Below are 13,733 nucleotides of genomic sequence, written 5' to 3'. Positions count from 1 at the left end.
GGCTCGCGAGGCGCCGCTTTTTCGCTCCCCCGCTTCGCTCCTCCGCGAAAAAGTGGCGCCTCGCTCGTGACTTCGTGTCCCTGCGCTTCGCTCCGGGGCACGAAGTCAATGCTTGCGGCTCCGCCGCTCTCCGCGCTTCGCGCGTCGATCACGAGGTCTCGCCCCCGTCGTGGGCGCTGACGCGCCAAGCCGCAGCCGGCTTCGGCGACCCGGGGAAAGCCCGACGCGTCACCGGAGCCAACCGGCCACGCGCGGAAGCCCAATCCGTCTCCGCAGCCGCCGCAAGCGACCGCGGGCGGCCACGTCGGGGGACGCGGGGTCGGAGCAGGCTCCCTCGCTGCCTGTGAAACCCCAACCTCCGCACCGGAGGCAACGGGTGGAGCGACTCAAGGTAACCCAGGACACGAGTGCGGCATATCGATCGAAACCGGACCGTACGTAGCACGACGATGCCTATCCCCACAAGGGAGAACACCGTGTGGTAACCGGCCGATCACACGTCTAGCCTGTCCGGATCGCCGAGCGGAACGAGGGGGCGCCCGTTCCATGTCCAGCACCGCGCCGCACCGAAAGCACCGCCCGAAACCACGTCTGCCCTCGACCACGCCGGGTCGCCTCGTGGCGCTGGCGCTGCTCGTGGTCCTCGCCTTGGTCCCCGTGTTCACGCTGTCCGTGCTGATCGCGAACCGCTCCGAGGCGACCACCGCGGACCTCAAGGACCGGCGCATCCCGGGCGCACTGGCCCTGGACCAGGCCGCGTCCGCGCTGACCGAGGCCGACCGGGCGACCGCGACAAGCCTGGTGTCGGGCGCGTTCTCGTTGACCGGGCCGGGACAGGACTACCAGGACGCGGTCAAGCGGGCGAACCAATTCCTCACCCTGGCCACGGATTTGCACCGGAGCGATACGACCGCGCGGTCGCGGCTGACCGGCGTCAACGCGCTCATGGTCGAGTACACGATCATGGTCGGCCTGGCCCAGACCGGCGGCGACGGGCCGCTGTCCCTGGCCAACGTGTTCTACGCGTCCGACCTGCGGCGCTCGATCGTGACCAGTCTGTACGAGCAGCGCCAGGCGGACCTGGCGGACATCCGCGCGGCCCGCTCGACCTGGTGGGTGGGCGCGTACGTGGCGGTCCCGTTCGGCGCGACCGCGTTCGTGGCGCTGCTGCTGGTCCTGGTCGCACACGCCTATGTGCGGCGCCGCTTCCGGCGCCGGACCAGCCCGCTGCTGCTGCTCGGCGCGGCGGCGTTGGCCGCCCTGATCGCCTGGACCGTGCTGCACGCGCAGACCACGCACGACCGGCTCGCCGAGGGTGCCGGACGCGGGGTCACCGAGCAGTCCGCGCTGTGGCAGGCCCGTACCGCCGTGCACGAGGTGGTCGGCACCGCGGCGCTGGAGATCGCCTCCGGCGGCGTTCCGCGCGCGACCGACGTGAAGGCGGGCCTGACGTTTCGGGATCTGGCCGACCCGCTGCCGTCGGCGGCCGAGATCGACGGCCTCAAGGCCGGCGCGGATCCCAGGTTCGGCGGTCTGATCGCCACCGCCCTGGCCGAGGACCGCTCGCCGACGCTGCGCGGGGCGGGCGCTCGGGCGCTGACCGCGCTCACCGCGCTGCGCGATGCCGCGGAGCGGGCCCGGGCACAGGCACCGCCCGGTGGCACCCGGGACGGCGGGCCCGGGACCACATTGCTGACGGGCCGGGCGTCGGACCGGGTGTCCGGCGCGGCCGACGACGCCGACACGGCGTTGACCGACGCGCTGATCATCGGCCGTGCGGCGGCCGATGAGGCGTTGGCGGAGGCCGCCGACGACGGCGGGCTCGCCCTGGGCGGCCCGGTGGTGTGCGCGGCCGTGCTCGTCCTGACCCTCGCGGGCCTGTCGGTCCGTCGTTTCGAGTACGGGAGGCTGCGGTGACCCGAACCGGCGGGTCCAGGTCGGTGTTCGGCGCCCTGCTGCTGCTCGGCGCCGTGCTGGCACCGGTGGCGTGCGCGGCCGACGATCAGCCCCGAGTGGTGCACGTGCTGGGCACCTGGGAGGGCACGGAACAACAGGCGTTCGAGGACGTGGTGGCGCCTTTCGAGCGGAAAACCGGCATCGACGTGCGCTACAAGGGCACCCGCGATGTCGCGGCGGTGCTGGCCGGTCGGGTCGACGAGGGCGATCCGCCGGAGATCGCGGTGCTCAGTTCGCCGGGCGATCTCCTGCAATACGACAAGATGAACAAGCTGACGCCGCTGGACGGGATCCGGCCGGGCTACGCGCCCGAGTGGTTGGCCCCGGGCCGGGTCAACGGTCGGCAGTTGGCGGTCGTACTCAAGGCCGCACTCAAGAGCACGATCTGGTTCAATCCCGGCAAACTCTCCCGTGCGGGCGAGCCGGTGCCCACCTCGTGGGCACAACTCCAGGCCACCACGGCGAAGTTGCGCGCCGCCGGGATGACCCCGTGGTGCATGGGGCTGGCCTCCAGCACCACCTCGGGTTGGGCCGGCACCGACTGGATCGAGGATCTCGTGTTGGCCCGCTCGGGCCCGGACATCTACGACGCCTGGGCGCGCGGCCAACTCTCCTGGCAGGCACCGGAGATCCGGGCCGCCTGGCAGAGTTGGGGCGAGTTGCTGAACACTCCGGGCAGCGTTCTGGGCGGGCCGATCAACGCCCTGTTGACCGGCTTCGACAAGTCGGCCGAACTGCTCGACGCGCGCGGTGGTTGTGTGTTCGACCACCAGGCCTCGTTCGTGTCCGGCGGCTACGCGGCGCGGACGCCGCCGGGGGCCCCGCGAGACTACGAGGTGTTCGCCTTCCCCGGCTTCGACACGCCCTCCCCGCGCGAGGTGGCGGGCGACGTCGCGGCGATGTTCCACGCGACCCCGGCCGCGCGGGAATTGCTGAACTACCTCACCGGCACGCAAGCACAGGAGCTCTGGGTCCAGTCCGGCACCGCGCTGTCCCCGGACGCCAAGGTGTCGCCGAACGCCTACCGCGACGACGTGACCAGACGACTGGGCACCACGCTGGCCGGCGCGCCCTCGATCCGCTTCGACGCGTCCGACCTGATGCCGACCACGATGCGCAGCGCGTTCCAACGGGCCGTGTTGGCCTACGTGTCCACGCCCGCGGACCTCGGCCGGATTCTGGACGACCTCGATCGGGTGCGGGCCACCGCGTACTGACCGGCGGAACCGGCCGTCCCGGCGCGGGTGTCGGCCGGGCCGTCGATCGGTGGTGGGGTGGTCGGCTCGAGGCGGTGTGTACACGCCCCGGCACTGCCGGGAAGGGACGACGCGGGCCCGCCCCGGCCGGGCCCGCCTCGTCTCAAGGTGTTCGCCACGCTCCCTGGCGAACACCTGCAATCTTGGCCCCTCAACCGGCTACTCATGCGTATCCGGGGTGAAGTTCTTGATAATTTTACCTTTCCCCGCACAACCATTGAGGTATTTGTCCCGATTTTCGGGGTTCGTTCCAGGCGGAACCTCACTCCTTCAGCGTGTCCTGGGCAATGTCTGCCAAACCGGTTACCAGGGACACGATCCGCGCCCGACGCACACCGGACGGATTCGTCCCGCGACGCAGCGCACCCGCGCAGACGATCGCCAGCTTGATCACCGCGAAGGCTTCCCAGAACGGGATATGACGGCTGTTCAGCTCGATTCCGGCGAATCGTCGGGCGGTCTCGGCGTACTCGGCGACCAGTTCGCCGGCCGAGGGCAACCCGGGATTGGCGTCCGGCAGATGCCCCCCGCGTTCGGCGAACAACAACCGGCCGGCCGGACCCCAGTACGCGCGCAGTTGACCGAGATCCGCCGCCGGCGGCCCGAGCGCGGCCATTTCCCAGTCGAGCACCGCCAGCACCCGATCCGGGCGGTCCCGTTCGTACATCACGTTCGCCAGGTTGTAGTCGCCGTGCACGATCCGCTCCCCGCCCGCATCGGGCAACCGCTCGGACAGCACGCTCAGTACCCGGTCGACCACCGGCACCGGATCCGCGCCGGAGGCCGCCCACTGCCGCCGCCAGCGCCGCAACTGGCGTACCGGATACGGCTCGGGCCGCGCGTACGGGGCCAGTCCCACCGCGAGCGGATCCACCGCGTGCAGCGCGGCCAGGGTGCGCGCCAGCGCGCGGCCCGCCGCCGCGGCGATGTCCGGGGGCAGATCGCGCACGGTCTCCGCCCGCGCGTGCACGACCCCGTCCAGCCGGCCCATCAGGTAGAACGGCACCCCGATCACCGACGGGTCCGCACACGACGCCACCATCGGCGCGACCGGCACCGCGCTGCCCGCCAGCGCGCTCTGGAACCGGTACTCGCGGTCCATGTCGTGCGCGGTGGGCAACCCGCCCCGCACGGGCGGCGTACGCAGCACCAGGTCCGCGTCGCCGCCCCGGACCCGGTAGGTCGGATTGGACGACCCGCCCGCCAGCGGCTCGATCCGCACCTCGACCCCGGGGGCGAGCACACCGCACGCCACCGACCACGCGGTCAGCGCCCGCACGTCCGGCGTCCCGGGCACCCCGGCGCCCACCGCCGTCACGGCAGGTCCAGCCAGGTCGCGTAGCGCTCCTCCGCGGCGGCGCGGCGGGTCGGGATGTGCTCGCTCGGCCAGCCCTCCACCGCGGTGTGGCCGCGCAGTGCGAGCTTGGCGACCTGCGCGACGTGCACCTCGTCCGCGCCGTCGGACAACCGGAAGTTGCGCGCGACGCGGTACATCTCCTCCAACGGCAGGTCGGTCGAGTAGCCCAGCGCGCCGTGCACCTGGATCGCCCGGTCCAGCACGTCGTGCAGCACCTTCGCGCCCCAGTACTTGACCTCGGAGACCGCCTGCCGGGCCGCCTTGGGGCCCTGGTGGTCCCACGTCCACGCGGCCTTGAGGGTCATCAGCCGCAATGCCTCGATCCCGATCGTGGACTCGGTCACCATCTGCTGCACGAGTTGATGCTCGGCCAGCAGTCGACCGTGCGAACGGCGCGACAGGGCCCGCTCGCAGAGCATGTCGAAGGCTCGGCGGCACTGACCGATCCAGCGCATCGTGTGGTGGATGCGGCCGGCGTTGAGCCGCTTCTGCGCCAGCGTGAACGCGTCGCCGGGAGCACCGATCAGGTGCGCGTGCGGCACCCGGCAGCCCTCGAACCGAATCTCCGCGTGACCGCCCAGGTGTGCGGTCTCGGCCCCGTCGTAGGGGTGGTGCATGGTGTGCACGTCGCGCACGATCCGCATCCCGGGCGTGTCCCGTTCGACCACGAACATCGACGCCCGGCGGTGCGGTTCGGCCTCGGGGTCGGTGACCGCGAAGACCAGCACGAAGTCCGCGCGGCGCGCGTTGGAGGCGAACCACTTGTGCCCGTCCAGCACCCACTCGTCCCCGTCCCGCACCGCCCGGGTGCGGATCCCGGTCGGATCGGACCCGGCCGTGTGCGGCTCGGTCAGCGAGAACGAACTGGTCAGCCGGCCCGCCAGGAGCGGCCACAACCAGCGCTCCTTCTGCGCGTCGGTCGCGCCCACCGCGAGCAGTTCACCGTTGCCCGAGTCCGGCGCCTGGTTGCCGAAGATCGCCGGGGCGGACGGCGTACGACCGAGGATCTCGTGCATCAGGGCCAGCCGGACCTGGCCGAAACCGCCGCCGCCGAGCGCCGGGTCCAGGTGCGCGGCCCACAGGCCGCGGTCCTTGACCGCCTGCTTGAGCGGGTCGGTGACCGCCCGCCAGTTCTCCGCGCTCATCCGGGCCCGGACCAGGTCGAGCGGTTCGATCTCCTCGACCACCAGCCGGCGGATCCAGTCGAGCTCGGCCGCGACGTCGGGGTCGGTGCTGAAGTCCCATGCCATGGTCGGACGTTAACCCGGTTAATTAACAGGGTCAATCATCTTCTCGGGCGAGGTGGGCGCGGTGTCCTCACTCCTCGTCGAGCGGCCCGCGCAGGTCCGCGACCAACCGCTGCATGCGATCGGCCAGATCGTTGAGTTCCTCGGCCGTCCAGCCGGCCAGCTGCCGGGCCAGCATCGTGTCGTTGGCGGCGACGAACATCCGGTACGCCTCCCGCCCGCGCTCGGTGGCCTCCAGCAGCGCGACCCGACCGTCGTCGGGGTCGGTGACCCGGACCGTGTAGGCGCCCTCCTCCAGGATCCGGATCTGCCGGCTCAGCGCGGCCGGTTGGATGTCGGCGCGCTCGGCCAACTCGGTCGGCCGGATCGGCCCGAAGTCGATGATGCGATGCAGCACACCGATCGCGACCAGGCTCAACGGCACGCCGGAGCGCTCCACGTGCAACGCGTCCAGTCGGCGGCTGCTCATCAGTCTGCGGATCGAGCTGATCGCCTCGTTGATCCTGCGTCGGCTCTCCACGTCGGTCATGGGCGCCAGCGTACGGCCGCGCCGCCGGTGACGAACACGCGCCCGAGAAGCCGGTCGAACCGGGCCGCGGGCCACACGTTCGAGCCAATCGACGCCGCACCCCTGTCCGGACCGGGCCTTCGTCCCCAAGACTGATCATCGTGCATGCCGAGGTGGTCGTCGACGACCCGCGAAACGATTCCGGGGCGCGCGCGTTCGCGCTCACCTCGCCCGAGGCCGCCGTGGTCGTGGCCGCCGCGCTGACCGAGCCGGTGGGCGGGTGCGGGCACGGCATGGACTGGTTCCTGCGCCGGCTGGGCGTACATCTGCTGGCCCGGTTGACCGACCGCCCGGACCGGGGCATCGCGGACTGTCTGGCCGACACCATCGCCGAGACCGCCGCACTGCACGGGGCCCGCTGCGACCTCGCGCACGACGCCACCCCGGCCGCCTCGGTGGTCGCCTGTCGGGTGCTCGGGCACGACCTGCAATACCTGATCCTGGGCCCCGGCGTGGTCGAACTGCGCCACGCCGGCGGCCCGCCCAGCCGGATGACCGGCCCCGACGGCCCCCTCGCGGCGGCCCGGGCCCGCCCGAGCGTCGCCGCCCACGCCGGCACCGGCATCGCCCGCCTGCACACCCTCACCGGCGCCGCGCTGACCGCCGACGCCACCGCTCGACCGGGCGCCCGGATCACCCTCACCTTCCGACCCGGCAGCGCGTACCGCCCGGCCTAGCAGGAGGGGCTCGAGGCGCGTGCCCCCGAGCCCCACCACCGCCGAACCGCGCCGCTATCCCGCCGCGGGCAGCTTGTACTCGTGCACGGCCGGCACCTCGAACGCTTCCTTGGCCACCACCAGGTTGCCCGGCGCGGCCTTGCTCGGCTTGAGGATGTACGACTTGTAGCTCGCCGGCTTGGCCGGGTCGGAGAAGTCCTGCGCCACCCCGAGCCCGGTGTCCATCTGCTTCTGCTTGCGGTGCGCGGCGATGATCCCGGCGTGCGAGAGGTCCTTGTCGGCACACGCCGCCTTGAGGTCCTCACCGAAGATCTTCATCGCGTTGTATCCGGAGATCACGCCCTGATCGAGCGTCCCGTCCGGGTACTTGGCCTTGTAGTCCGCGGCCAGCTTCTTCACCGCCGGTGTGTCGGCCCCGATCGCCGGCGCCGCGCTGACCACGTACAGGAGTTGCTCCAGCGCGCCCGCCGCGGCGCTGGCCATCACCTGGGGGTGGAAGCCCGGCGCGCTGGTGAGCACCGGCACCCGCAAACCGGCCACCGCGCCGAAGCCGACCAGGGTCGCGGTCTGGGTCGGCCCGGCGCTGATCAGGATCGCCTTCACCCCGGCGCCGCGCAACGCGGCGATCTGCGCGGTGAGATCGGTGTCGGTCGCCTTGATCTTCTGCTCGACGATCTGCACCCCGGTCTTGCCGGCCGCGAACTTCGCGCCCGCCAACGCGTTCTCGCCGTACTCGCCCTCGAAGTAGACGTGCCCGACCTTGTCCCCGGACTTGAGCTGGGCGGCCTGGCCCAGGAAGTCCATCGCGTTGATCATGTCGACGTCGTACGTTGTCCCGACGATCTGGATCTCGCGCCGATTCAGCAGCGTCGCGGCCCACGCCTGCGGGAAGGTGAGGATCTGATCCTGTTTCAGACTGTCCTGCAACGCGGTGACCACGGCCGAGCCGATCACCTGCGGGAAGCCCGCGACGCCGCCCTTGATCTCGGTGTAGGCGGCCACCGCCTTCTGTACGTCGTAGCTGTGGTCGCGCACCGTCACGGCCAGTTTGCGACCGCAGATCCCGCCCTGCGCGTTGATCTCGTCCACGTACAACTGCTGCGCGTTGACGATGCTCTTGCCCAGCGGCGCGTACGGACCGGACAGGTCGGTCAGCGCGCCGAGCGTGATGGTGGTGTCGGTGATCCCGGGTCCGGTCTTGACACCACCGGACTGCTTGTCCTTCTTGTCGTCGTCACCCTTGGTGCTGCACGCCGTCGCGGCCAGCACGAGCGCCGCGAGCGCCGCCCCCACGCGCACGCCATTCCGGAGCCTCACTGTGTTACCCCTTCGAGCCGGTACGGATGGAGCCCTTGGTACGTCCGAGTCGTGCGGTGCGGCGGCCCGCGGGACCGCCGCCGGGCCGGCCGCGCAGCAGGCCCACCAGGCCGCCGGGCGCGAACAGCAGGACGAGCACGATCGCCGCGCCGTACAGGTAGCGCGCGGCCTCCCCGGGTCCCACCCCGGAGTCCGGGCTGCCCGGCGCCACCACCAGCGGCAGCGTGTCGGCGTACTTGCTCAGCACCTGCGGCAGCATGGTCACGAACACCGCGCCCACCACGGCGCCGCTGACCGAGCCGAGACCGCCGATCACGATCATCGCGAGATAGTCGATGGACAGCGCGAGCCCGAAGTAGTCCGGCACCACGCGGTTGAAGATCATCGCGATCAGCGCGCCGGCCAGACCCGCGTACATCGACGACACCACGAACGCCGCCGAGCGGTAGCGGGCCACCGGAACTCCCATGACGGAGGCGGCGATCTCGCTGTCGCGCACCGCGCCCAGCGCCCGGCCCGGACGTCCGCGCAGCAGATTGTGCGCGGTCCACGCGGCGACCAGGACCAGCACCAACGCGAAGTACCAGAGCCGCTCGAGCTGTCCGAACGGGATGCCGAGCACCTCCAGGCCGTCCGGGTCGCCGTCGGTGAGCGTGAAGCCGCCGAACTCCATCGGGGTGACCGAGCGTCCGTTGAACCCGCCGGTCACCGACTTCGCGTTGAGCATGACGTGGTGTCCGATGAACACCAGGGCCAGCGTGGCCACGCCGAGGTACATCCCGCGCAGTCGGCCGGAGATCGGGCTGAACAGGCCGCCCACGATGCCCGTCAGCAGGACCGCGAGCACGAGTGCGACCAGCGGCGGCAGCCCCACCCCGCTGAGCTGTTGGATGCCGACCTTGCCCGAGTCGCCCGCGAACCACACGTAGCCGTACGCGCCGCAGGCAAGGAAGAACGCGTGCCCGAGCGAGAGTTGGCCGGTGGTGCCGGACAGCAGGTTCAGGCCGATCGCGCCGATCGCGGCGGCCATCGCGAACAGGCCGGTCTGCAACCAGAACGCGGTCACGTAGAACGGCAGCACCAGCAGGACCAGCACCACCGCAGCCAGGACACCGGGGCGGGCCAGCCGGCGCAGTCCCGAGGCGGCTGTCGAGGTGTGCCGGGTCGGCACCGACTCCGCGGGCCTGGGCACCGTCGGGGACAGGCGGTCAGACACGGGCACGCTCCTTCGAGCCGAGCAGGCCGGTCGGCCGCCAGATCAACACGAGCAGCATCACGACGTACGGGGCGACGTCGCCGAGATTGGCGCCGAGCCAGGTCATGTCGCTCTGGTAGCCGGCCATCAGCGCGGCGGTCAGGCCCACCACGAGGCTGCCCACCAAAGCGCCGGCCGCCGAGTCCATCCCGCCCAGGATCGCCGCCGGGAACGCGGCGAGCGCGATCTGGCCGGTGGAGCGATCCAGGCCGGCCGAGGGGAACGCGGCCAGGAACACCGCCGCGACCGCGGCCAGGGCGCCCGCGACGCACCACGCGATGAGTTGCACCCGGCCCAGCCGGATGCCCATCAGCGCGGCGGCCTCGCGGTCCTCGGCGGCCGCGCGCATCGACAGGCCCCACGCGGTGAACCGGAACGCGGCGAAGAACGCGCCGATCAGCACCACCGCCACCACGATGCACGCCAGTCGGGCGTCGGCGACATGCACGCCGCCCCAGTCGCGCACGCCGGCCTTCCACGGATCACCCGTGCCCAGCACGTCGGAACCGATCCGGCGGGTGAGTTCGGTGGTCAGCAGGATGTCCACGCCGATGGTGAGGATGGTCAGGGTGTGCACCTCGGTACGCCCCAGGCCGCGGATGAACAGCACCTCGACCAGTCCGGCCACCGCGGCCGTCACCAGCACCGCGACCAGCAGCGCGAGGGCGAACCCGAGGTCCTCGTGCAGCTTCGCGACGGTGAACCCGCCGAGCAGCAGCAGCGACGCGTGGGCGAAGTTGATCACCCCGGACGCCTTGAAGACGACCACGAAACCGAGTGCGATCAGGGCGTACACGGACCCGAGGGCGAAGCCGTTGAGGATGATCTCGGCGAGCTTGGTCATGTCGGGACCTCCCGGTCGGTGGGATCCGCGGCGACACCGCCGACGACCTCGTCGTCGGCCTCCTCGCCGGTCCCCAGGTAGGCGCGGATCACCGCCGGGTCGCGCTGGACGTCGGCCGGCGCGCCGCTCGCGATCCGGCGGCCGAAGTCCAGCACGGTCACCTCGTCGGCGATCCGCATCACCAGGCCCATGTCGTGCTCCACCAGCACGATCGAGATGCCGAGCGACTCACGGATCGAGGCGATCGCGTCGGCGGTCTCGGCCCGCTCCTCGGCGTTCATCCCCGCGACCGGCTCGTCCAGCAGCAGCACCTTGGGCTCCATGCACAACGCGCGGGCCATCTCGACCCGTTTGCGCATGCCGTACGGCAACAGCCCCACCGGCGCGTCGAAGACCGCGCCGAGGTGCATGAACTCGGCTATCTCGCGAGCCCGTTCGCGATGCCGCCGCTGCTCGCGGACGGCCCTGGGCAGCCGCAGCGCGGTGGCCGCGAACCCGGAGTCGGTCAACACGTGCCGGCCGAGCAGCAGGTTGTCCGCGACCGTGCCCTGGGTGAGCACGATGTTCTGGAAGGTACGGGCCAGGCCCAGCGCGGCGATCCGATGCGGCGGCAGCCTGGTCAACTCGTGCCCGCCCAGGTGCACGGTGCCGCGGTCGGCCCGATACACCCCCGAAAGCACGTTGAAACAGGTCGACTTGCCCGCACCGTTCGGGCCGATCACCGCGTGGATCGTGCCCGGCGTGACGGTGAAGCCGACCGCGTCCAGCGCGACCAGGCCGGCGAAGCGCACGGTGACCGCGCGTACGGTCAACTCGGGCACGTCGAATTCGCGCCCGTCGGCGGTCACGGTCGTGGCGGCGGTCATCCCACCCACCTCCGAAGCGGCTTGCGCGGGGTCGGACGGGCGGGCGCGGAAGCGGCGTCCGGGGCGGCCGTCTCCTCCTCGCCGAGGTACAGCCGGCGCACCTCGTCGGTACGCGCGAGGTCGGCGGACGAGCCGGCCAGCCGGACCTCGCCGACGTCGAGCACATAGGCCTTCTCGGCGAGATCCAGGGCCACCGTGACGTTCTGCTCGACGAGCAGTACCGCCACGCCCTGCGCGGCGATCTCCCGAATCACGCCCGCGATCCGACCCACCATCCGCGGCGCGAGACCCAGCGAGGGCTCGTCCAGCAGCAACAAGCGCGGCGAGGCCATCAACGCCCGCCCGATCGCCAACATCTGCTGCTCGCCACCGGACAACAGTCCGGCCCGCTGCTCGCGCCGCTCGGCGAGCACCGGGAACAGGTCGAAGACCCGCTCGCGGTTGCTCCGGATCAGTGCCGAGCCGCGGGTGCTCAGCGCCCCGGCCTGGAGGTTCTCGTCCACCGAGAGGTTGGCGAACACCCTTCGCCCCTCCGGTACCTGCACCACGCCGGCGCGCACGATCAGGGCCGGATCACGACCCGCGAGCCGTTCGCCGGCGTAGCGGATGGTGCCCGCGGCGACCGCGCCCCGATGCAGGGCCAACGTCCCGGAGACGGCCCGGAGCAATGTGCTCTTGCCGGCCCCGTTCGCCCCGAGTACCGCCACCACGCCGCTCACCGGCACATCGAGCGATACGCCGCGCAGGGCCCGCACCGACCGCCCGTAGACGACCTCGAGCCCCTCGACGAGGAGCGCTCCCGATTCCATCGCACCCCTCCCCCGCTGTTGGAGTGACCGCGATCACAGCACGGGCCACGATGGGAGTCCAGATCCCGGCCGCACAACGGGGCAACCGACCAACCCGACGGCAACGCTCTTGTGCAGCGGCACAGAACGGGGCCCGGTGCGTGGGTACGGGGTCGGTGCCACGGGTGGGTGCGCCGCTCGGCCCACCTTCGCGGGGGCCTGGGTCGGGCCGGGGGCTCAGGTGCTCAGGCGGTGCGCGTCCAGGGCCAGGGCCAGTTCCACCAGGTCGCGCGGCAGGCCGAGTTCACGGCCCGTGAGCTGTTCCAGCCGGCGCAGCCGATTGAGCACGGTGTTGCGATGGCAGAACAGCCTGCGGCCCGCGCGGACCGCGGAGCCGCCGGAGTCGAGCCAGGCGCCGAGTGTGCCGAGCAGCAGATCGCGGTCGACCGCGTCCAGCGCGAGAATCGGCCCGAGCACGCGTGCCGCGAGGTCGTGCGCCAGGTCGGGCTGCGAGGCGACCAGCGCGGCGGGCAACCGCTCGTCCAACCGGGCGCACTCACCGTCGGCGGTACAGGTACGCAACGCGATCTCGGCGAGCCGTCGAGCCCGGCCCAACGCGGCGAGCCCGTCGACGATCGGGCTGATGCCGGCGCGGGACCCGGCCGCCGGGCCGAACGTTTCCGCAATCTCGTCCAACCCCGCCGTGCCGAGCAGGACGACCGCGAACTCCCCCTCCGCGCGGGCCCGCCAGACCACGCGAATCCCGCTCGGCGCCACCCGCCGAGGCGTGTCGTGCACCCCGGTTCCGGGCAGCGGATGGCGCAGCGCGACCACGGCGTACCGGCCGCGCTCCGGCAGATCGAGCACGGCGGCAGCGGCGGCGAGATCGGCCGCCGGCGCCCGGCCGTCCAGGAGGGTGTCCAACAGGGCGTGCACACGCTCGTCATGACGATTCGTCAGTTCGGTCTCGACCCGCCGATACGCGTCGGCGATCGCGCTCGCGTGCCGATCGACGAAGTTCCACACATCCGTGGCCACATGCACCAACAGCCGCACCTCGTCCGGCTCCTGCTCCGCGGCGACCTCGACCAGGCTCTGCCACAACAGCACGCCACCGAGCCGATAGGCGTGCAACAGCGCGTCCAGCGGCACCCCCTGCTCGGCCCGCCGACGCGCGAGCCGCCCGGACGCCCATTGGCTGCCCTCCAACTCGCGCGGCCACACGGCGAGCGCGCCCACCCCGACCCGCAACGCCTCGTGCGCACTCTGCCAAAGCTCGTCCGGCGGCACCCCGCGGTCCAGATAGGCGGGTTCGAGCACCTGCAGCTCCGCCACGAGCCGATCCGTCAACTCCGGCAACCGCTGCGGCAACACCCGAGCGGCCCGACGCAACAATGCGGTATGAGCAGATCTGTCAGACAACTCGGTCTCCCCCTTTTGGGCGACTTCGTCGCCGGCTCGCGAGGGGCCGCTTTTCTGCTCCCCCGCTTCGCTCCTCCGCAAAAAAGCGGCCCCTCGCTCGGGGCTTCGCGTCCCTCCGCTTCGCTCCGGGCCACAAAGCCCAAACCCGCGGCTCCGCCGCTCTCCGCGCTCCGCACGTCG

Annotated in this window: 12 protein-coding genes; 3 read left to right on the top strand and 9 right to left on the bottom strand. The window is 71.8% G+C overall.

Annotation, left to right across the window (positions count from 1 at the left end; all coding sequences use genetic code 11):
• The first annotated feature begins 546 nt into the window (after positions 1-546).
• Both ACIRL2_RS06540 and ACIRL2_RS06535 read left to right on the top strand, forming a co-directional pair.
• Complete coding sequence (locus ACIRL2_RS06540) at positions 547-1,917, top strand: hypothetical protein (RefSeq protein ID WP_402230555.1); 1,371 nt, start codon at positions 547-549, stop codon at positions 1,915-1,917.
• The gene (locus ACIRL2_RS06535) at positions 1,914-3,173 is read left to right on the top strand and encodes an ABC transporter substrate-binding protein (protein WP_402230553.1); all 1,260 of its coding nucleotides are present in this window, start codon (positions 1,914-1,916) and stop codon (positions 3,171-3,173) included. The genes ACIRL2_RS06540 and ACIRL2_RS06535 overlap by 4 nt, the downstream gene beginning before the upstream one ends.
• 301 nt (positions 3,174-3,474) lie before the next feature.
• Here the strand turns inward: ACIRL2_RS06535 and ACIRL2_RS06530 are convergent, their stop codons facing one another.
• The 3 genes from ACIRL2_RS06530 to ACIRL2_RS06520 all read right to left on the bottom strand — a co-directional run bounded on the left by ACIRL2_RS06530 (position 3,475) and on the right by ACIRL2_RS06520 (position 6,345).
• Positions 3,475-4,530 carry a phosphotransferase family protein gene (locus tag ACIRL2_RS06530; protein WP_402230550.1) on the bottom strand — a complete coding sequence of 352 codons (1,056 nt, stop codon included), beginning with the start codon at positions 4,528-4,530 and terminating at the stop codon, positions 3,475-3,477.
• A complete protein-coding gene (locus ACIRL2_RS06525; RefSeq protein WP_395866148.1) occupies positions 4,527-5,819 on the bottom strand; it encodes an acyl-CoA dehydrogenase family protein in 1,293 nt (430 codons plus the stop codon). The genes ACIRL2_RS06530 and ACIRL2_RS06525 overlap by 4 nt, the downstream gene beginning before the upstream one ends.
• A 67-nt stretch (positions 5,820-5,886) precedes the next feature.
• Positions 5,887-6,345 carry a MarR family winged helix-turn-helix transcriptional regulator gene (locus ACIRL2_RS06520; protein ID WP_395866150.1) on the bottom strand — a complete coding sequence of 153 codons (459 nt, stop codon included), beginning with the start codon at positions 6,343-6,345 and terminating at the stop codon, positions 5,887-5,889.
• 140 nt (positions 6,346-6,485) lie between these two features.
• On the opposite strand from ACIRL2_RS06520, the gene ACIRL2_RS06515 reads away from it, so the two are divergent.
• The gene (locus ACIRL2_RS06515) at positions 6,486-7,061 is read left to right on the top strand and encodes a hypothetical protein (protein WP_395866152.1); all 576 of its coding nucleotides are present in this window, start codon (positions 6,486-6,488) and stop codon (positions 7,059-7,061) included.
• 54 nt (positions 7,062-7,115) lie between these two features.
• Here ACIRL2_RS06515 and ACIRL2_RS06510 read toward each other — a convergent pair whose 3' ends face one another.
• From ACIRL2_RS06510 to ACIRL2_RS06485, 6 genes are all read right to left on the bottom strand, one after another.
• The gene (locus ACIRL2_RS06510; RefSeq protein WP_395866154.1) at positions 7,116-8,378 is read right to left on the bottom strand and encodes an ABC transporter substrate-binding protein; all 1,263 of its coding nucleotides are present in this window, start codon (positions 8,376-8,378) and stop codon (positions 7,116-7,118) included.
• Between the two features lie 4 nt (positions 8,379-8,382).
• Complete coding sequence (locus ACIRL2_RS06505; protein WP_395866510.1) at positions 8,383-9,549, bottom strand: branched-chain amino acid ABC transporter permease; 1,167 nt, start codon at positions 9,547-9,549, stop codon at positions 8,383-8,385.
• Between the two features lie 37 nt (positions 9,550-9,586).
• Positions 9,587-10,477 (bottom strand): branched-chain amino acid ABC transporter permease, encoded by an 891-nt coding sequence (locus ACIRL2_RS06500; protein ID WP_395866156.1) that lies wholly within the window; start codon positions 10,475-10,477, stop codon positions 9,587-9,589.
• Positions 10,474-11,343, bottom strand: a complete 870-nt coding sequence (locus tag ACIRL2_RS06495; protein ID WP_395866158.1) for an ABC transporter ATP-binding protein — start codon at positions 11,341-11,343, stop codon at positions 10,474-10,476. The genes ACIRL2_RS06500 and ACIRL2_RS06495 overlap by 4 nt, the downstream gene beginning before the upstream one ends.
• Entirely contained in the window at positions 11,340-12,152 is an 813-nt protein-coding gene (locus tag ACIRL2_RS06490) for an ABC transporter ATP-binding protein (protein ID WP_402230546.1), read from the bottom strand. The genes ACIRL2_RS06495 and ACIRL2_RS06490 overlap by 4 nt, the downstream gene beginning before the upstream one ends.
• Positions 12,153-12,368: 216 nt before the next feature.
• On the bottom strand, positions 12,369-13,553 hold the full coding sequence (locus ACIRL2_RS06485; RefSeq protein ID WP_402230543.1) for a PucR family transcriptional regulator: 1,185 nt from the start codon (positions 13,551-13,553) through the stop codon (positions 12,369-12,371).
• Positions 13,554-13,733: the final 180 nt, after the last annotated feature.

The organism is Embleya sp. NPDC127516 (genome assembly GCF_044765325.1).
Taxonomy (GTDB): Bacteria; Actinomycetota; Actinomycetes; order Streptomycetales; family Streptomycetaceae; genus Embleya.
Note: the sequence above shows the minus strand (reverse complement) of the source record. Positions and strands in the feature narration are given on the sequence as shown.

Bases quoted from the DNA above. Each gene is read 5' to 3' on its own strand.
- ACIRL2_RS06500 (WP_395866156.1), bottom strand. From the start codon at position 10,477: ATGACCAAGCTCGCCGAGATCATCCTCAACGGCTTCGCCCTCGGGTCC.
- ACIRL2_RS06525 (WP_395866148.1), bottom strand. From the start codon at position 5,819: ATGGCATGGGACTTCAGCACCGACCCCGACGTCGCGGCCGAGCTCGAC.
- ACIRL2_RS06540 (WP_402230555.1), top strand. From the start codon at position 547: ATGTCCAGCACCGCGCCGCACCGAAAGCACCGCCCGAAACCACGTCTG.
- ACIRL2_RS06520 (WP_395866150.1), bottom strand. From the start codon at position 6,345: ATGACCGACGTGGAGAGCCGACGCAGGATCAACGAGGCGATCAGCTCG.
- ACIRL2_RS06495 (WP_395866158.1), bottom strand. From the start codon at position 11,343: ATGACCGCCGCCACGACCGTGACCGCCGACGGGCGCGAATTCGACGTG.
- ACIRL2_RS06490 (WP_402230546.1), bottom strand. From the start codon at position 12,152: ATGGAATCGGGAGCGCTCCTCGTCGAGGGGCTCGAGGTCGTCTACGGG.